Source organism: Pseudaminobacter soli (ex Zhang et al. 2022), assembly GCF_014595955.1.
Taxonomy (GTDB): domain Bacteria; phylum Pseudomonadota; class Alphaproteobacteria; order Rhizobiales; family Rhizobiaceae; genus Kumtagia; species Kumtagia pseudosoli.
Map to the genome: position 1 here is coordinate 347,793 of NZ_JABVCF010000004.1, position 17,886 is coordinate 365,678.

Annotated in this window: 14 protein-coding genes; 4 read left to right on the forward strand and 10 right to left on the reverse strand. The window is 65.6% G+C overall.

All coding sequences use genetic code 11. The features are described from left to right. Positions 1 to 37: 37 nt before the first annotated feature. The 7 genes from HUI96_RS10320 to HUI96_RS10350 all read right to left on the reverse strand — a co-directional run bounded on the left by HUI96_RS10320 (position 38) and on the right by HUI96_RS10350 (position 7,805). Positions 38 to 1,411, reverse strand: coding sequence for an FGGY-family carbohydrate kinase (locus tag HUI96_RS10320; RefSeq protein WP_188254549.1), 1,374 nt, complete (start codon positions 1,409 to 1,411; stop codon positions 38 to 40). Positions 1,412 to 1,689: 278 nt separating this feature from the next. After that, on the reverse strand, positions 1,690 to 2,004 hold the full coding sequence (gene rhaM / locus HUI96_RS10325; RefSeq protein WP_188254550.1) for an L-rhamnose mutarotase: 315 nt from the start codon (positions 2,002 to 2,004) through the stop codon (positions 1,690 to 1,692). Between the two features lie 5 nt (positions 2,005 to 2,009). After that, a complete protein-coding gene (locus tag HUI96_RS10330; protein ID WP_237684050.1) occupies positions 2,010 to 3,065 on the reverse strand; it encodes an ABC transporter permease in 1,056 nt (351 codons plus the stop codon). Further along, positions 3,062 to 4,075 carry an ABC transporter permease gene (locus tag HUI96_RS10335; protein WP_188254551.1) on the reverse strand — a complete coding sequence of 338 codons (1,014 nt, stop codon included), beginning with the start codon at positions 4,073 to 4,075 and terminating at the stop codon, positions 3,062 to 3,064. The genes HUI96_RS10330 and HUI96_RS10335 overlap by 4 nt, the downstream gene beginning before the upstream one ends. A 176-nt stretch (positions 4,076 to 4,251) precedes the next feature. Further along, the gene (locus HUI96_RS10340) at positions 4,252 to 5,754 is read right to left on the reverse strand and encodes an ATP-binding cassette domain-containing protein (RefSeq protein ID WP_188254552.1); all 1,503 of its coding nucleotides are present in this window, start codon (positions 5,752 to 5,754) and stop codon (positions 4,252 to 4,254) included. A 164-nt stretch (positions 5,755 to 5,918) separates the two neighbouring features. Continuing rightward, the gene (gene rhaS, locus HUI96_RS10345) at positions 5,919 to 6,935 is read right to left on the reverse strand and encodes a rhamnose ABC transporter substrate-binding protein (RefSeq protein WP_188254553.1); all 1,017 of its coding nucleotides are present in this window, start codon (positions 6,933 to 6,935) and stop codon (positions 5,919 to 5,921) included. 75 nt (positions 6,936 to 7,010) lie between these two features. Beyond that, positions 7,011 to 7,805 (reverse strand): DeoR/GlpR family DNA-binding transcription regulator, encoded by a 795-nt coding sequence (locus HUI96_RS10350; RefSeq protein WP_188254554.1) that lies wholly within the window; start codon positions 7,803 to 7,805, stop codon positions 7,011 to 7,013. A gap of 192 nt (positions 7,806 to 7,997) precedes the next feature. On the opposite strand from HUI96_RS10350, the gene HUI96_RS10355 reads away from it, so the two are divergent. Continuing rightward, a complete protein-coding gene (locus tag HUI96_RS10355) occupies positions 7,998 to 10,088 on the forward strand; it encodes a bifunctional rhamnulose-1-phosphate aldolase/short-chain dehydrogenase (protein ID WP_188254555.1) in 2,091 nt (696 codons plus the stop codon). Between the two features lie 96 nt (positions 10,089 to 10,184). After that, on the forward strand, positions 10,185 to 11,477 hold the full coding sequence (rhaI, locus tag HUI96_RS10360; protein WP_188254556.1) for an L-rhamnose catabolism isomerase: 1,293 nt from the start codon (positions 10,185 to 10,187) through the stop codon (positions 11,475 to 11,477). 333 nt (positions 11,478 to 11,810) lie between these two features. On the opposite strand, the gene HUI96_RS10365 is transcribed toward rhaI, so the two are convergent. The 3 genes from HUI96_RS10365 to HUI96_RS10375 all read right to left on the reverse strand — a co-directional run bounded on the left by HUI96_RS10365 (position 11,811) and on the right by HUI96_RS10375 (position 14,722). Next, positions 11,811 to 12,518, reverse strand: a complete 708-nt coding sequence (locus HUI96_RS10365) for a FadR/GntR family transcriptional regulator (protein ID WP_188254557.1) — start codon at positions 12,516 to 12,518, stop codon at positions 11,811 to 11,813. Beyond that, positions 12,515 to 13,693: an enolase C-terminal domain-like protein gene (locus tag HUI96_RS10370; protein ID WP_188254558.1), complete on the reverse strand. Its 1,179-nt coding sequence runs from the start codon at positions 13,691 to 13,693 to the stop codon at positions 12,515 to 12,517. The genes HUI96_RS10365 and HUI96_RS10370 overlap by 4 nt, the downstream gene beginning before the upstream one ends. 141 nt (positions 13,694 to 13,834) lie before the next feature. After that, on the reverse strand, positions 13,835 to 14,722 hold the full coding sequence (locus HUI96_RS10375) for a sugar phosphate isomerase/epimerase family protein (protein ID WP_188254559.1): 888 nt from the start codon (positions 14,720 to 14,722) through the stop codon (positions 13,835 to 13,837). Positions 14,723 to 15,084: 362 nt separating this feature from the next. Between HUI96_RS10375 and HUI96_RS10380 the strand changes: the two genes are divergently transcribed. Both HUI96_RS10380 and HUI96_RS10385 read left to right on the forward strand, forming a co-directional pair. Next, complete coding sequence (locus HUI96_RS10380; protein ID WP_188254560.1) at positions 15,085 to 16,140, forward strand: sugar phosphate isomerase/epimerase family protein; 1,056 nt, start codon at positions 15,085 to 15,087, stop codon at positions 16,138 to 16,140. 203 nt (positions 16,141 to 16,343) lie between these two features. After that, positions 16,344 to 17,528 (forward strand): Gfo/Idh/MocA family protein, encoded by a 1,185-nt coding sequence (locus tag HUI96_RS10385; protein WP_188254561.1) that lies wholly within the window; start codon positions 16,344 to 16,346, stop codon positions 17,526 to 17,528. Positions 17,529 to 17,886 lie beyond the last annotated feature (358 nt).

Consider the following 17,886-nt stretch of genomic DNA (forward strand, 5'->3'; position numbering starts at 1 on the left):
ACGTGCCATACGAGCGGGGAGAGCCCGGCCGGACAAGCTAAACGGCAGCCGCCCGCCATCTCGCCACATAGTCCGCCCAGGCCGGCTCCGGCGAAATCGTCGTCTGCGGGCCGAGGGAGACCTGGCCCGCCGCAGCGAACAACAGCGCCGCGCCGACGCTGGTGCCGGTTCCGCCCTTCGAGACCAGCACAGGCCGTTCGGTGGCGGTCGCGAGCATGCGCGTGAAACACCCGTTCGCGCAGAATGGGCCTTCGACGATCGTCTCGCCGCGCGCGCCGGCAAGTTCGAGGCAGATCGACGTCATCATCGCCAGATGGAAGGAGACGGCCGCAAAGCGCTGGCCTTTACCTTCGGGTTCGCCCGGCAGCCAGCGCGCCTCGCGGTCCGGATAGGGGCCGGAGCTTTTCACGACCGAAGGCGTCAGGATGACGGGCGTCGAGAGCACGCGCGAAACATCCGCCTCGTCGGGTTCGGGCGCCTGATCACCCAAAAGCAGTGAGAAGGTGCGGCCGCCCATGAAACGCGCCGAGGGCGCGGGATCGCCGAAGGCGTTGACGTTGATCAGCGTGTCGCGCGCGGGATCTAGCTTGACGGTATCGCCGCCCACCGCCATCGCCACCACCCAGGTCCCGGTCGACACCACCGTGAACGGTGCCGCGCGCAAGACCAGGTGGGGATAGAGCGAGGCGTTGGAATCATGGATGCCGCAGAGCACCGGCGTTTCCTCCGCCAGCCCGAGGCGGCGGGCGAGAACCGGCAGCACTGGCCCGAGGCGCTCGCCCGCGCTATGCAGCGGCGCCATCAGGTTGCGCCAGCCGAGTCGGTCGACGAGGCTGGAGAAATCGCGCTTGGCCGGGCTCCAAAGGTCCGTGTGGGTGCCTAGCGACGTCGCCTCGTTCGCCGCCACACCGGAGAGACGGTAGCTCCAGTATTGCGGGTAGGTGAGGATTTTTACCGTTCGGCCGAAAGCCTCCGGGAAGGTGCGGCTTTGCCAATAGAGCTGCGCGCCGAGGTTAAGCCCTCCCGGCAGGCGCGGCGAGCCGGTCTCCGAAAAGCGCGGCCGGACCGCGCCGTATTCTTCCGACAGAGTATCGGGGCCGGGAAACTCGTAATCGAGTACGCGGAGCGCCAAGGAACCGTCGGCGCCAAGCAGGGCGCCGGATGCGCCGTGGGCGGTGACCGAGATGGCGTCCGGCGCTCCTTCGCGCGCCAGATCTGCGAGCCCGTCCTGGATGAATTCCCAGAGCCGTTCCGTGTCGAAATGCGGATAAGGCCCCTCGGAGATCACCTCGTTCGGAGTTCGCGCGACGACCTGCTCTTCCATGCTCTCCAGATCGACGGCGGCGATCTTCGCGCTGCTCTTGCCGATGTCGATGACGGCAACGCGGCGGGGAGTACTGCGCGCCGTCATGGAGTGAGGCCTCGCCTATGCTCCGTTGCTGGGTAACCACCGCGGACGCTTTCACCCCCACCCCTAACCCCTCCCCACAAGGGGGAGGGTGACTTGGTCGTGGCTGTCCTCGCCCCAAACGCGTCCAGGTCTGGTGCAGGAGTGCGATCAGCGAGTCTCCCTTCCCCTTGTGGGGAGGGGTTAGGGGTGGGGGTATGAGGCTTCGAAAACCAGCCAATCCGGCTGGGTGAGGGGGAGGTTCCTGCGCTAGATAGATCCTCCTCCCGCATCCGATAGCCTCACTCCAGATGAAACATGGTCTGGAGCGGCACGGCGACCGGCTCGTTGTCGGGCCTGGTCTCCATGATGTCGGCCATGTGGGCCCACCAGCGCTTCATCACCGGATGGTCCGGCAACTCGTCCATCCTGTGGTCGTCGGGGCTCCAGAGTACGCCGAACAGGAGGTTGGTCTCGGCGTCGAGATGGATCGAGTAGTCGGAGACGCCCGCCTCCTTCAAAAGCGCAACCAGTTCCGGCCAGATCGCATCGTGCCGGCGCTTGTACTCCTCGGCCATGCCGGAATTGAGCCGCATGCGGAAGGCGTATTTCTCCATCCCGCTCACCCCGCCGGCTTGCGCAGCCCGAGGCGATCGACGATGCGCGGGATCGCGATCACTGCGATCAGCAGGGCGCCGATGTAGACGCTCACCACCTGGCCCGGAATGTTGTTGAGCGACATGCCGAAGGTGACCAGCCCCAGCACGAAGACGGCAAGGACGACGCCGAGGATCGAGCCGACGCCGCCGGCGATCGAGACGCCGCCCAGGATCACCATGGTGACGATGTCGAGTTCCCAGCCGATCGCGATGTTGGAGCGCATCGAGCCGAGCCGGGCGGTGAGCAGCGCTGCCGCAAGACCAGACAGGATACCGGATACCATAAACAGGAGGAATGTCAGCCTATCCACCGGAATGCCTGAGAAGCGCGCCGCGATCGGATTGGAGCCGATGGCGAAGAGTTTTCGGCCGGTCGCCGTCTTGTGCAGGACAATCCCGAACAGGACGGCGAGCACCAGGAAGATGAGAAAGGAGAGCGGCACAGGCGGCACGAACAGCCACGAGATCCCCGTCTCCTTCATCTTGATGAAATAGCTTTGGCCGAGGTCGAGGAACTCCTGCGGGTACTTGGTCTTCGCCTGGTCGCCGAGGACCACCTGGGTGAGGCCGCGGAACAGAGACATGGTGCCGATGGTGACGACGATTGCCGGCAGGCCGGCCCCCGTCACCAGCAGGCCGTTGAAGACGCCGCAGGCGAGCCCGATGCCGATGCCCACCGCGAACAACGCACCAGGGCCGAACCCTGCCTCGGCGGCGTAGCCGATGCCCATCGCCGCCAGCGCCACGATCGCCGCCACGGAGAGGTCGATCTGGCGCACCAGGATGAGCAAAGCCATGGCGAGCGCGATGATCGCCTTCTCCGAGAAATTGAAGGTCGCGTCGGCGAGATTGAAGACGTCGAGGAAATAGGGCGAGACCATCGTGTTCACGACGGTGGTGGCCGCCAGCAGGATGACGAGAATCACCTCCCAGCGCATCAGCACGTCGCGAATGCCCCGCCGCGGGGCGTCGAGCACCGTATAGCGCGTCTCCGGCGGCGGGGAGATGGGCGCGTTCATGCCCTTGCCCTCCGCAGCATGCGGGTGTCGCGGCCAAGCCGCCGCGCCTCGGGCAGGATCAGCTTGTCCGGCCGCTTCTCGGCGCGGGCGTTGATGACGACGGCGGCGAGGATCACGGCGCCGGAGATCGCCATCTGCCAGAACGGCGTGATCTGCAGGACCGGGAGCGCGGTCATGACGATGCCGAGGAACAGCGCGCCGAGCAGCGTGCCGGCCACGGTGCCCACGCCGCCGCCGATGGATACCCCGCCGATGACGCAGGCGGCGATCACGGTCAGTTCATAGCCGTTGGCGATCTCGGAATAGGCGACGCCGTAGCGCGCCACCCAGAGATAGCCGCACAGGCCGGCGACGGCGCCGGAAATCGAATAGGCGAGCAGCTCCTGCCGGCTCTGGTCGATGCCGCAATAGCGCGCCGCCACCGGATTGCCGCCGACCGCATAAAGGCCGCGCCCGGCGCGAGTCAGGTTGAGGAAGACCCAGAACAGGATCGAGACGAGGATCGCGATCCACACCGGTGTGGTCAGGCCCAGGAGCGCCATCTTGGGGAAAGCCTGGAACGTCACGCCCATTTCCGAGGCGTTCACCTGGTCGCCCTTGGCGATGATGATGATCAAGCCGCGATAGACGGCGAGCGTGCCGAGCGTCATCACGATCGGCGGGATGCCGAGAAACGCGATGAGCGCGCCGTTGATCATACCGAGCACCAGGCCGGAGAGGATCGCCGTCAGGATCATCAGCACCAGCGGCGTGTCGGGATAATACTGGCTGACCAGGGCAGCCAGCATGCCCGACAGCGCCAGGTTGGCCGCGACCGACAGGTCGATGCCGCGGGTGAGGATCACCACCATCTGCGCCAGCGCCATCATGAACAGCACCGAGGTCTCGGTCAGGATGTCGCCGATGTTGCGCCATTCGAGGAAGACGGGCTGATAGGCGCCGATGACGCCGACACCGACGATCAGGACCAGCGCGAGGCCGAGCTCGCGATAGTTGAGAACGTTTCTCATCCGGCGCTGCCCCGATGCTGGATCAGCCTCGGCGATGACATACCCCCACCCCCTAACCCCTCCCCACAAGGGGGAGGGGGGCGTCAGCGCCTCAGAATCCCCCTCCCCCTTGAGGGAAGGGGTGAGGGGTGGGGGTGCAACTATCAAACGCCGCGTCTTGATCGCCCGCCCCGCCATCACGCTGCCTCCTTCCGGGCGCCGGTGGCCGCCCCGACGATCGCTTCGGCGCTCCACTTGCCGCGCTGGAACTCGTCCACGACGCGGCCTTCCTTCATCACCAGGATGCGGTCGGCGAGACCCATGACCTCCGGCAGCTCGGAGGAGATCAGGATGACGGCGAGGCCATCGCCCGCAAGCTCGCCGATGAAGTCGTGGACGGCCGCCTTGGAGCCGATGTCGATGCCCTTGGTCGGCTCGTCGAGGATGATGACTTTCGGCCGGGTGGCCAGCCATTTTGCGATCACCACCTTCTGCTGGTTGCCTCCGGAAAGCTCGCCGAGCCGCTGCTCCCAGTTGGCGGCCTTCACCGCTAGGCGCCGGCCAAGACGACGCGTCTCGTCCTGCTCGGAGGGACGCGAGAGGAAGAGCCCGCGCACGTGCTTGACCAGGTTGGCGAGCGTCACGTTCTCGCGGATGCCGAGCGACAGCACCGCACCCTGCTCCTGCCGGTCCTCCGGCACATAGGAGATGCCGGCATGGATCGCGTCCGCAGGCGAGCGGATGGAGAGCGGCTTGCCTTCCAAAGTGACGCTGCCGCGCGTCAGCGGCGTGATGCCGAACAGGCCCTGCATCGCCTCGGTCCGCCCGGCGCCCACCAGGCCGTAGAGCCCAAGGATCTCGCCCTTGCGCAGGTCGAACGAGACGTCGGCGAACTCGGTGGCGTTTGAGAGGTCTCTTACGGAGAGCGCGACCCCGCCGATCGGCACGTCGCGCTTCGGAAACACCTGGTCGACCGGCCGGCCGACCATCATGCGCACCAGCTGCGGCTCGGTCACATCGCTCAGCGGCCCCTCGCCCACCTTGTCGCCGTCGCGCAGGCAGACGAAATCGTCGGCGATGCGGAAAATCTCATCGAATTTGTGGCTGATGAAGACGACGGCGCGCCCTTCCGCCTTGAGCTGGGCGACGATGCGGAAGAGGTCGTCGATCTCGTTGGCCGACAGCGCTGCCGTCGGCTCGTCCATGATGACGACCTGCGCCTCGTGGGAGAGCGCGCGGGCGATCTCGACCAGATGCTTCTGGGCGACCGAGAGGCGCTTCAGCTTGAACTCGGGCGGGATCTCCGCGTCGATGCGCTTGAGCAGGGCCGCCGCCTTGGCCCGCATCTCGGACCAGTCGACCAGCCGCCCGGCCCCGACCGGCATGTGGCCCATGAAAATGTTCTCGGCGACCGACAGTTCGTCGAACATCACCGTTTCCTGGTGAATGGCGGCGATGCCGGCCGCCCAGGCGTCACGCGGGGAGGCAAAGCTCTTCGGCTCGCCTGCGACCCGGATCTCGCCTTCGGTGGGCGTGTAGATGCCGGTCAGGATTTTCACGATGGTCGACTTGCCGGCCCCATTCTCGCCGATCAGCGCGGTGACGCTCCCTGGCCTGAGCGCCAGGCTGACATTCTGCAGCGCGCGCACGCCCGGGAAGGTTTTGGAGACGCCGGTCAGGGTGAGGATGGGTTCAGACACGGGAGAGACGCTGACCTCTTACCCTCCCCCTTGTGGGGAGGGTCGATGAGCAGTTTGAGCGCAGCGGAAACTGCGAAGCGGGGTGGGGTCGAATCTAGGATGCAAGCCCACCCCGCCCTTCGGGCGACCCTCCCCGCAAGGGGGAGGGTAAGGGCGCCGCCAGATCAGAAGATCTTGGCGAACTCCTCGACGTTGGTCTTGTTGAACTCGAAGGGCTCGCCCATGACGGCCTCGCCGTCCTTGCCGACCGTCGTCTCGCCCTTCTTGCCCATCGACAGCTTGGCGCCTTCCGCCGCGTCCTTGCCGTTGAGCAGGTCGGCCATGATCATGGTCGAGGCATAGCCGTACTCGACCGGATTCCAGATCGCGAAGGAATCGCAGGCGCCCTGCATCACGTAGTCCTTCATCTCGGACGGCAGGCCGAGGCCGGTGATGTAGACCTTGCCAATCAGCCCGCCGTCGACGATCGCCTTGGCGCCCGAGCGGATGCCGATCGTGGTCGGCGAGATCACGCCGCGCAGGTTCGGATGCGCCTTCACTAGGCCCTGCATCTCGCGGTAGCTCTTGTCGTCCTGGTCGTCGCCGTAGACGGTCGCCACCAGCGGCATCTCGGCATATTCGGGCTTCTTCCACTCCTCCTTCATGGCCTCGATCCAGGAGTTCTGGTTGGTCATGGTGGAGGCGGCCGACAGGATCGCGACCTCGCCCTTGTTGCCGAGCGTCTTGGCGATCATCTGTACCTGCTTGGCGCCGATCAGCGGGGTAGACGAGGCAGACAGATGGACGGTGCGGCCGGCCGGCGCGATCGCCGAGTCGAAGCTCATCACCTTGATGCCGCGCTCGGCCGCCTTCTTGCCGACCGGAACGAGGGCGTCGGCGTCGTTGGCCGAGACGATGATGCCGTCGACCTTCTGCGCGATCTGGGCGTCGATGACGGCGATCTGCTCTTCGGCGGTCGGCTTGGCCGAGGCGGTGTAGATGATCTCGATGCCGCCGAGCTCGGCCGCGGCTTCCTTGGCGCCGTTGGCACAGGCGTCGAAATAGCTGTTGCCGAGATTCTTGACGATGAGTGCGATGCGCTTGTTGGCCGCGCGGGCCGGCCTGGTGATGATCGCCGGCGCGGCGAGCACGACCGCTCCCGCCCCTGCGATCCTGATCAGTTCGCGACGTGTGGTCTTCATGGCATTTTCCTCCCTGCCAATACCCAAGTTTCCACTCTCGGACCGGTCAACCCGGCCCGACCGTCCCTCCGCTCCTCATGCGGCGGAAGCGATCTCCTTCCCAACGCGTGCTATCAAGGTCTCCACCCCGGCCCTCTCCAGCATCCCCAAGGCGGCCTCGCTGATGCCGTCGTCCGTCACCAGGGTCGTGACCCGGGACAGCGGACACACCACCAAGCTTCCCTTAGGTTCGAATTTGGTCGAATCGGCGAGAACTATCAAGCGATCGGCGCGCGTCAGCAGCTTCGCCTCGGCCCGCGCCACCAGCGGGTCGGCCTCCACCACGCCGAGCGACGTGATCGCTGCCGCGCTCATGAACATGGTGGTGGCATGCAGGTTCTGGATCGCGTCGTCCTCGAAAGGCGACAGGATGATACCCTGCTCGCGATAAACCTCGCCGCCGGGAAGGGTGATGCGGTTCTCGCTGCCGCGGATCAGCGCCTCGGCGATCGGGAACGAGTTGGTCAGGATGTTCAGCCGGCGGTCTTTGAGGAAGTCGACCATGGCGAAGGTCGTCGTGCCGGCGTTGATGATGATCGACTCGCCATCCTGGCAAAGTCCGCAGGCGGCGGCGGCGATCGCCCGCTTTTTCTCGGCGTTCTTGACGCGCTGAGAGCTGAATGTCGGCGCGCCCAACGTCGCGGGGAGCGGCTCGGGTGCGGAGATGCCGCCATGGACGCGGCGAACGAGCCCTTCCTTCTCCAGCCGTGCAAGGTCGCGGCGCAGCGTGGCGCTCGAGGCTCCGGTCAGCCGGACCAGCTCGCGCACCGGCACGACGGCCCGTCCGGCCATCGACCCAAGTATCGCCGAACGCCGGTCTCTTTCGTGCATGAGAGCCTTGCTCGCCTGAATTCGATCGCATCAATGCATGCGCGCTCATGAGCGTCAACGAAAATGAGCGTATCGCGCTGCAATAATTGGTTGCGCAACGCATTTGCTCAATTTCGCTCGAAATCCCGATTGACCGTGAGCGTTTTCCGGCGCTAGCGTGCGAGCAAAACATTCCCGGGAGGAGCCGAGGACATGGCCGGCAGCAGACTTGCCAACCTGTGGGACGATCAGAAGGCGGCCGGTCGCAGCGAGGCCGAACTGCTGGTCTATCGATCGAACCTGCTCGGCTCCGACAAGCGCATCACCAATTACGGCGGCGGCAACACCTCCGCCAAGGCGTTTGCGAAGGACCCGCTGACCGGCGAGACCGTCGAGGTGCTCTGGGTCAAGGGCTCGGGCGGCGACCTCGGCACGATGCGCATGGAGGGGCTGGCCAGCCTCTATATGGAGAAGCTGGAGAGCCTGAAGAAGCTCTATCGCGGCGTCGACTTTGAAGACGCGATGGTCGACTACCTGCCGCACTGCACGTTCAACCTGAACCCCCGCGCCGCTTCGATCGACACGCCGCTGCACGCCTTCGTGCCCACAAAACATGTCGACCACATGCACCCCGATGCGGTGATCGCGATCGCCGCGGCGAAGGACAGCAAGGCGCTGACCAAGGACGTTTTTGGCGGCGAGATCGGCTGGCTGCCGTGGAAGCGGCCGGGCTTCGAGCTCGGCTTGTGGCTGGAAAAGTTCTGCCGGGAGAACCCGGATGCGGTCGGCGTCGTTCTCGAAGGCCACGGCCTCTTCACCTGGGGCGACACCTCAAAATCCTGCTACGAGGCGACGATCCGCATCATCAACCGCGCGATCGAGTGGTTCGAGGCCAATGGGCGCGGCAGACCGGCCTTCGGCGGCGAGGTCCGCAGGACGCTTCCGCAAGCCGAGCGCCGCGCCATCGCCGCAAAGCTGATGCCGGCGATCCGCGGCATGATCTCGGCCAAGGAGCGCAAGGTCGTCCACTTCGATGACTCGCCCGCGGTGCTGGAGTTCATCGCCTCGCGCGACATGCAGGCGCTGGCGGCGAAGGGCACGAGTTGCCCCGACCACTTTTTGCGCACCAAGCGCAGCCCGCTGGTGGTGGATTTCGATCCGGCCAGTCCCGATCTGGAGAAGACGCTCGCTGGCCTGCCCGCCGCGCTGGTGGCCTATCGCCAGGGCCACGCCGACTATTACCAACGCTGCAAGCGCCCCGAGAGCCCGCCGATGCGCGATCCGAACGCTGTCGTCTATCTGGTGCCCGGCGTCGGCATGTTGACCTTCGCCAAGGACAAGGCCACCGCGCGCGTCTCGGCCGAATTTTATGTCAACGCCATCAATGTGATGCGCGGCGCTTCCTCGGTGTCGGACTATATGGGTCTCGCCGAGCAGGAGGCCTTCGACATCGAATACTGGGTGCTCGAAGAGGCCAAGCTGCAGCGGCTGCCCAAGCCCAAGGCGCTTGCCGGCCGCATCGCTCTGGTGACTGGAGGGGCAGGCGGGATCGGCAGGGCGACGGCCGAGCGACTGCTCGCCGACGGCGCCTGCGTGGTGCTGGCCGACATCGACGCCTCAGCCCTCGAAAGAACGGAGAAAGAGCTCGCGGACCGACATTCGCCCGACGTGGTGCGCGGGGTGCGGTTGGACGTAACGAAGGAAGCAGAAGTGACCGAGGCCTTCGCCTTCGCTGCGCGCGAATTCGGCGGGCTCGACATTCTTGTCTCCAATGCCGGCATCTCCTCGGCCGCGCCGGTGGACGAGACCGAGCTGTCGCTGTGGAACCGCAACATGGAGATCCTGGCGACGGGCTATTTCCTCGTCTCGCGCGAGGCGTTCCGGCTGATGAAGCGGCAGAGGGCCGGCGGCAACATCGTGTTCATCGCCTCCAAGAACGGGCTGGCCGCATCACCCAACGCCTCCGCCTACTGCACGGCCAAGGCCGCAGAGATCCATCTCGCCCGCTGCCTCGCGCTGGAGGGCGCCGAGCACGGCATCCGCGTCAACACGGTCAATCCCGACGCAGTGCTGCGCGGCTCCAAGATCTGGAGCGGTGAGTGGCGGGAGCAGCGGGCGGCCGCCTACAACATGGCGCCGGACGAACTCGAGGAGCACTACCGCAAGCGCTCGCTGCTGAAGCTCAGCGTGTTCCCGGAAGATATCGCCGAGGCGGTCTGGTTCTTCGCCTCTGACCTGTCGGCCAAGTCGACCGGGAACATACTCAACGTCGACGCGGGCAATGCGCAGAGTTTTACGAGGTAGGGTGAGATTTGGGAGGACGGCGTCCCTTCGCACTGGTGTGCCAGGCACATTCGTCAAAGACTAAGATGTCCACTGCGCAACTGGGAGGAGGCGCACATGACCGAACAACTCATCGCCACTGATCTCGTCCACGAGCACAACGCCGAGCGGGAAGGAAACCTGCGCCGCGACTACGACCATCTCGGCGAGCAGCTTTCCCGCCGCGGCATCGACATATCGGCAATCCTGGCAAGGGTCGAAAAATTCGGCGTGGCGATCCCGTCCTGGGGCGTCGGCACCGGCGGCACACGCTTCGCGCGCTATCCCGGCCCGGGCGAGCCGCGCGACGTCTTCGACAAGATCGAGGACTGCTCCGTCATCCAGCAACTGACGCGCGCCACGCCGACGGTGTCGCTGCACATCCCCTGGGACAAGGCCGACCCCAAGCGCCTGAAGCAGGCGGCAAGCCGCTTCGGCCTCGCCTTCGACGCCATCAACTCGAACACTTTTTCCGACGCAAAGGATCAGAAGCTTTCGTATAAATTCGGCTCGCTCAGCCATGCCGATGCCGCGGTCCGCGGGCAGGCGGTGGAACACAACATCGAATGCATCGAGATCGGCCGCGAGGTCGGCTCGAAGGCGCTGACGGTGTGGATCGGCGACGGCTCGAACTTCCCCGGCCAGGTGAATTTCACCCGCGCCTTCGAGCGCTATCTCGCCGCGATGCGCGAGATCTACGACGCGCTGCCGGATGACTGGCGGCTCCTCACCGAGCATAAGATGTACGAGCCGGCCTTCTACTCCACCGTCGTCCAGGACTGGGGCACCAACTACCTGATCGCCCAGGAGCTCGGCGAAAAGGCTTTCTGCCTCGTCGACCTCGGCCATCACGCGCCGAACGTGAACATCGAGATGATCGTGGCCCGCCTGATCCAGTTCAAGAAACTGGGCGGCTTCCACTTCAACGATTCCAAGTATGGCGACGACGATCTCGACGCCGGCTCGATCGACCCTTACCGGCTGTTCCTGGTCTTCAACGAACTGGTCGACGCGGAACTCTCCGGCGCCGCAGGCTTCGACCCGGCGCACATGCTCGACCAGAGCCATAACGTCACCGATCCGATCGAGAGCCTGATGCTGTCGGCCGCCGAGTTGCAGCGCGCCTATGCCTCAGCCCTGCTGGTCGACCGCGCCGCGCTGGAAAGCTCCCAGGAGGAGAATGATGCGCTCATGGCTACGCAGACGCTGAAGGCGGCGTTCCGTACCGATGTCGAACCGATCCTGGCGATGGCGCGCCTCAGCAAGGGCGGTGCGATCGATCCGGTCGGGGCCTATCGGAAAGCGGGCTATCGAGTGAAGGTCGCTGCGGAACGGCCGGCGGTAGCTTCGATGGGTGGCGGGATCGTGTAGGGCTTCGGAGCTTCAGGTGCGTCCTTCGAGGCTCCCCTTCGGCTGCTCGCGACTTGGTCGCTCGCGCTCAGGGTCGCACCTCAGGATGAGGAATGTGGGTGCTACAGCGCCAATCACGATCCGTCAGCGCCAAGCCACTGATCTGAAGGCCGGCTGATTCTTTGAGCCGATGCTGACTGTAAGCGCTGCAGGCACAACGGTCCTCATCCTGAGGTGCGAGCCCGCACGGGACTTGTTATAGGGAAATTGACCTCGGCGGGCGAGCCTCGAAGGACGCACCTGAACCAAGCGGGCAAGAGGCCTCCAGCGACGGCACTTCGACCGAAGCGGCTTCTACGCCCTCTTCAGCACCTTCGCCGCCTCGTCGCCGGTGAGCAGATCCTTCCAGTAGCTTTCCGCGCCCTGCAGGTGCGCGCTCATCAGCGCCTGCGCGAGATTGCCGTCGCGGCGGACCAGCGCGTCGTAGATCTGCAGGTGCTCGGCATGCGAGCGCCGGCCGCGCGCCGGATCGTTGAAGTAGATCGGCAGCCGGGTCTCGCCCATCACGTAGTAGACGCTGCAGATGCGGTGGAAGATGCTGTTCTGCGTCGCCCGCACGATCTCCAGGTGGAAATCGCGGTCCTCGCGCGCCAGCGGCTCTCCCGCCGCCAGTCTCGCCTCGGAGGCCGCAAGGATTTCGCGCAGCCGCTCGAAATTCTCTTCCGTTGCGCGGCTGCAGGCGAGCTCGGCCGCCTTGATCTCGTGGATCTTCCTGAGCTCTACTGTCTCGTAGATCTGCACAGGATCGAGCGGCACGCCGGCCTTGGCGAACAGCGCCATCGCCTCGACGCTCGCCTGTCGCGTGGTCAGGTAGATACCCGACTTGGCGCGGCGCTCGACGATACGCATGGCTTCCAGGATCGCGAGCGTCTCGCGGATTTGGCCCCGGCTCACGCCGAAATGCTCGGCAAGCTCGCGCTCCGACGGCGTACGTCCGGTCTCGGCCTGCGAAGAGGCGTAGAGATGGGCGGCGAGTTCCGCGAGGAGATCCTTTTCCTTCATTTCATTCCTGCGCTCCAGGCATGCGCCTGGAGAAATCTTTCCGAAACCGTGAAGCCGAGGCCGGGCTTCTCCGGTATGGCGATCATGCCGTCGCGGACCTCGACCGTCTCTTCCACCAGATCGTGGATCATCGGGTTGGCACCGAGGGAATATTCCACCGTGAAGCTTGCCGGGGATGCGGCACATAGATGCAGGCCGGAGAAAAAGCAGGGCGCGCCTGCCCACAGATGCGGGGCGAAGCGGAGATTGAAGGCGCTCGCCAGCGTGCCGATCTTCATCGCCTCGCTGATGCCGCCGCAGAAAGCCGGGTCCGGCTGGAATATGTCGGCCGCCTTCAGTACCGCCAGATCGCGAAAATCGTAGCGGGTGGCCTCGCTCTCGCCGGCCGCGATCGGCACGCTGGTCGAAGCGCGCACCTCCGCCATGCCCGCCTTGTCGTCGGCAATCACCGGCTCCTCAAACCAGGCGAGATCGCAATCCGCGGTCAGCGCGGCGAAGCGCTTCGCCTCGGCCACCGTGTAGGTGCCGTGCGCGTCGGCCATGATGTCGACGCCCTCGCCTAGAGCCTGCCGGGCCGCGCGGACGCGCGCCGCTGAAATGTGCGGCGCGCCGTCCATCGCACCCACCCTCATCTTGACGGCCCGGAATCCCCCCTTCTCGATGTATGACTTCAGTTGATCGCCGATCTCCGCCGCGGGCGCCCAGCCGCCGGAGGCATAGGCCGGCAGCCGGTCCGCCTTGCGCCCGCCGAGCAATTGCCAGACCGGCTGGCCGAGGTGCTTGCCAAGAATGTCCCAGAGCGCGATGTCGACGGTGCTGATCGCCGCCACCGACATGCCTCGCCGGGCGATGTGGGGCATGGCATGACCGGACTTGGCCGCGCTGTCGGCGCGCACGCCGTTGTAGAGCATCTCCCAGATCGGCCCGATGTCGCCGGCGTTGCGGCCGACCAGCATCGGCCCGATCTCGTGGTTCAGCATGTGCACGAGCGCCGAGTAGGAACCGGCGCTGCCGGCTGCGTTCTTGCCCTCGCCCCAGCCGACCAGGCCGTCTTCCGTCTCGATGCGCAGGATGGCCGCATCGAAGGTGCGCACCTGGCCGAAGTCGCTGCGGTGCTGCCGCGCGGCTTCGATGGGGATGCGGACCCACCAGGCCTGGGCCTTTGCTATGCGCACCTGCGGCCTCCTGCCTTCCCGCGACAGGCACCCCCACCCCTTACCCCTCCCCACAAGGGGGAGGGGAAATGCGAGGCGTGCGCGCCCCCCTCCCCCTTGTGGGGAGGGGTAAGGGGTGGGGGTAGGGTCATTTCGGGCGAGCTACTTGATCAGGGGCAGCAGCATCTCCGCGGTGATCCGCATCTGGTCGGTGTAGAACTTTTCGGTGAGCAGGCTCGATCCGTGGTCCTGGATGAATTTCAGCTGCTCGGGCGAGATATCGACGGGATTGCGTTCGACCATTTCGGGATATCGGTTGGCGGGCGTGCGATCGACCGGAGCGACGAACTCGTTGGTGAGGGCGCCGTCGTAGCCGATCTCCTTCAGGGTTCCGACGATCTTCGACCAGTCGATGGTGCCGAGGCCGGCAGCGAAGCGGTTGTTATCGGCCACGTGGAAGTCGAACAGGCGCTTGCCCGCCTTGCGGATCGCCTCGTGAACGTCGAACTCTTCCATGTTGAGGTGATAGGCATCGAGGCAGACGCCGCATTCCGGCGAGACGGCGTCGGCAAGCGCCATAGCCTGCTCGCCGCGATTGAACAGATAGGTCTCGAAGCGATTGAGCGGCTCGATCGCGATCCTGACGCCGACCTTCTTGGCATGCGCGAAACATTCGCGGGTCGCGTCGACGACCCAGTTCCACTCCTCCTCCTCGGTGCCGTCCGGGACGACCTTGCCGACGGTGGCGGGGACCAGCGTGATGATCTCGCCGTCGAGCTCCGAGACCATGGTGAGCACGTCCTTGACATACTGCACCGAGCGCTCGCGCTGGCCCTGGTCCTTGGCCGCAAGATTGCGCTCGCCCAGCATGAGGGTGACCGCGCCCCAGCAGCGTATGCCGTACTGGCTGAGCAGGCGGCGCGTTTCCTTGGTTTCGTACTGCGCGGGCTCGCCGGAGATCTCGATCGATTCATAGCCGAACTGCTTGATGCGCCTCAGAGTCGTCTCAAGCGGTTCGGCCCGCATCCAGTTGTGCGTGGAAAGGTGCATGGCGTCTTCCTCCCAATCTCGCCTTCTCTGCCGCTCCGCCCCGGAGCCTATTCTGCCGTCCGGCCGGACCAGCCTCATATCTGGTTGGACCAATTCGGTGATGCCGGATTTCTAGCCCATTTGGGCGACTGCCGCAAGGATCACCCTCCCACCCCGCCGCGAACCCAACCAATTGGCTGATCTTCAATTGAAAATGCTTGGGCACGGCGAAGGAAGGAATGCGCTTCGCTCGTTAGCCCATCCTTGACCAGTCGCCGCTTTTTGGTATGACCAGTATGGGCAAGATCGGCTGAGACCGATGCAACCGGCCCTTGCGGCCAATCCGGCATCGCCTATGATGCCCGGCGTTTCGGGAGGACGACATGGCAAAGACGATGAAGGGCCCCGCGATCTTTCTGGCCCAGTTCGCCGGCGACGCGGCGCCGTTCAGTTCGCTCCCCGCGATCACCAAATGGGCAGCCGCCCTCGGTTATGAGGGCGTTCAGATCCCGACCTGGGACGGTCGGCTGTTCGACCTGAAGAAGGCTGCGACGTCAAAAACCTACTGCGACGAGGTGAAGGGCATCTGCGCGGACGCCGGCGTTGAGATCACCGAGCTTTCCACCCACCTGCAGGGCCAGCTCGTCGCCGTCCATCCGGCCTATGACGCTCAGTTCGACGGCTTCGCCCCGCCGCAGGTCCACAACAATCCCAAGGCGCGGCAGGCCTGGGCGGTCGAGCAGATGGAATTTGGCGCGGCCGCGTCACGGAATTTTGGCCTCTCGACTTCGGTCGCCTTCTGCGGCGCGCTGGCCTTCCCCTATCTCTATCCGTGGCCGCAGCGGCCCGCCGGCCTGATCGAGGAGGCGTTCGCCGAGCTCGGACGCCGCTGGAAGCCAATCCTCGACAAATATGAGGATGCTGGCGTCGACATCGGCTTCGAGATCCATCCTGGCGAGGACGTGTTCGACGGCGCCACCTTCGAGATGTTTTTGGACTCGGTCGGCGGGCATAAGCGCTGCAACATCAACTACGACCCGTCGCACTTCCTGCTGCAACAGCTCGATTATCTCGCCTTCATCGACATCTACCACGAGCGCATCAAAGCCTTCCACGTGAAGGACGCCGAGTTCAACCCGGACGGCCGCCAGGGCGTCTATTCGGGCTACCAGGGCTGGGTGAACCGCGCCGGCCGCTTCCGCTCGCTGGGCGACGGCCAGGTCGATTTTTCAGGCATCTTCTCCAAGCTCGCGCAGTACGACTACGACTCCTGGGCGGTGCTGGAGTGGGAATGCTGCCTCAAGCATCCGGAGGATGGCGCGGCGGAGGGCGCGCCCTTCATCGCCAACCACATCATCCGGGTCACCGAGCGCGCCTTCGACGATTTTGCCGGGGGGACCACGGACAAGGCGCTGCTCAGGAAGATGATGGGGATTTGAGCGCTTCCCCTCCCCCTTGAGGGGAGGGTGGCCGGACGAAGTCCGGCCGGGAGGGGTGCAAGCGGCCGTGCGCGACGCCTCTCATTGCAGCAGGCGGAACAAGATCACGAAGAGGCTTTCATCGACGACCCCACCCCGGACGGTTGCGCCGTCCGACCCTCCCTCAAGGGGGAGGGGGGCGTCGCGCCAGGAGGGAGGAACAGATGGTAACCGGCAGGCAGGTTGAATCGGGGGCGGGGCCGATCCGCTACGGCATGGTGGGCGGCGGCCAGGGCGCCTTCATCGGCGCCGTGCACCGCATCGCGGCACGCATCGACGGTGAGTTCGAGCTGGTCGCCGGCGCGCTGTCCTCGAACCCCGAGCGCGCCAAGGCGTCGGCCGCCGAACTCGGTCTCGACCCCGAGCGCAGCTACGGCACCTTCGCCGAGATGGCCAAGGCCGAGGCCAAGCGGCCGGACGGCATCGAGGCGGTGGCGATCGTCACGCCCAACCACATGCATTGGCCGGCGGCGAAAGCGTTCCTCGAAGCAGGCATCCACGTCATCTGCGACAAGCCGCTGACCTCCACGCTGGCCGACGCCAAAAAACTTGCCGCGGCCGTCGAGAAGAGCGGAAAACTCTTTGTCCTGACCCACAACTACACCGGCTATCCGATGATCCGCCACGCCCGCGAGATGGTGGCGAGCGGCACGCTCGGCGACATCCGCGTCATCCAGGCCGAGTACCCGCAGGACTGGCTCACCGAAAAGGTGGAGGACACCGGCTCGAAGCAGGCCGCCTGGCGCACCGATCCAAAACAGTCGGGCGCGGGCGGCTCCACCGGCGACATCGGCACGCATGCCTACAATCTGGCGCGCTTCGTCTCCGGGCTGGAGCTCGACAGCCTTGCCGCCGACCTCGATTCCTTCGTGGCGGGCCGCCAGCTCGACGACAACGCGCATGTGCTGCTGCGCTTCAAGCCGAAGGGCAACGAGCCCGGCGCCAAGGGCATGCTGTGGGCGAGCCAGGTGGCGCCCGGCAACGAGAACGGCCTGAAACTGCGTATCTACGGCACCAGGGGCGGCATCGAATGGGTGCAGGCCGACCCGAACTATCTCTGGTACACGCCCTTCGGCGAGCCGAAGCGCCTGATCACCCGCGGCGGCGCCGGCTCCGGCCCCGCCGCGGCGCGGGTCACACGCGTGCCGCCGGGCCATCCGGAAGGCTATCTCGAGGGCTTCGCCAACATCTATGCCGAGGCGGCCCGCGCCATCCGCGCAGCCCGCAATGGCGGCAAGATCCCCAACGACGTGGTTTTTCCGACCGTGCAGGACGGGGTGGAGGGCGTGGCGTTCGTCGAGGCCTGCGTGCGATCGTCGAAGAAGAACGGCGCCTGGACGAAGCTGTAGGTGCGTGGGGTCTAAGCCACGGCAAACGAATTCAAGTGACGCGGTCATTTCGACCCCCTCTCCGTCTCGGGCTTCGCCCTCGATACCTCTCCCCCTGAGGGGGGCGAGGAAGTGCCGCGGTGGCGCAGGGCACCCTTCCTCTCCCCCACGACGTGGGGGAGAGGTGCCGGGCGCAGCGAAGCGGAGAGGGGGTATTTGATCGAGCACGATCCCGAGAATCAGTTCCGGATCGCGCGCTGGCCGACTGTTAACCTGAGTTCGGTACCCTGAGCCTAGAGCTTGCCTCTCGGTAGCCACAGGCAAGGAAAGCTTGCGTCCAGACAGGACCTCGGTCGTCACCTCCCGCTGGCATCACCTC

What these genes read in the sequence shown, in the direction of transcription:
- HUI96_RS10320 (WP_188254549.1), bottom strand. Translation starts at nt 1,411, where the DNA reads ATGACGGCGCGCAGTACTCCCCGCCGCGTTGCCGTCATCGACATCGGC.
- rhaM (WP_188254550.1), bottom strand. Translation starts at nt 2,004, where the DNA reads ATGGAGAAATACGCCTTCCGCATGCGGCTCAATTCCGGCATGGCCGAG.
- HUI96_RS10330 (WP_237684050.1), bottom strand. Translation starts at nt 3,065, where the DNA reads ATGAACGCGCCCATCTCCCCGCCGCCGGAGACGCGCTATACGGTGCTC.
- HUI96_RS10335 (WP_188254551.1), bottom strand. Translation starts at nt 4,075, where the DNA reads ATGAGAAACGTTCTCAACTATCGCGAGCTCGGCCTCGCGCTGGTCCTG.
- rhaS (WP_188254553.1), bottom strand. Translation starts at nt 6,935, where the DNA reads ATGAAGACCACACGTCGCGAACTGATCAGGATCGCAGGGGCGGGAGCG.
- HUI96_RS10350 (WP_188254554.1), bottom strand. Translation starts at nt 7,805, where the DNA reads ATGCACGAAAGAGACCGGCGTTCGGCGATACTTGGGTCGATGGCCGGA.
- HUI96_RS10355 (WP_188254555.1), top strand. Translation starts at nt 7,998, where the DNA reads ATGGCCGGCAGCAGACTTGCCAACCTGTGGGACGATCAGAAGGCGGCC.
- rhaI (WP_188254556.1), top strand. Translation starts at nt 10,185, where the DNA reads ATGACCGAACAACTCATCGCCACTGATCTCGTCCACGAGCACAACGCC.
- HUI96_RS10365 (WP_188254557.1), bottom strand. Translation starts at nt 12,518, where the DNA reads ATGAAGGAAAAGGATCTCCTCGCGGAACTCGCCGCCCATCTCTACGCC.
- HUI96_RS10375 (WP_188254559.1), bottom strand. Translation starts at nt 14,722, where the DNA reads ATGCACCTTTCCACGCACAACTGGATGCGGGCCGAACCGCTTGAGACG.
- HUI96_RS10380 (WP_188254560.1), top strand. Translation starts at nt 15,085, where the DNA reads ATGGCAAAGACGATGAAGGGCCCCGCGATCTTTCTGGCCCAGTTCGCC.
- HUI96_RS10385 (WP_188254561.1), top strand. Translation starts at nt 16,344, where the DNA reads ATGGTAACCGGCAGGCAGGTTGAATCGGGGGCGGGGCCGATCCGCTAC.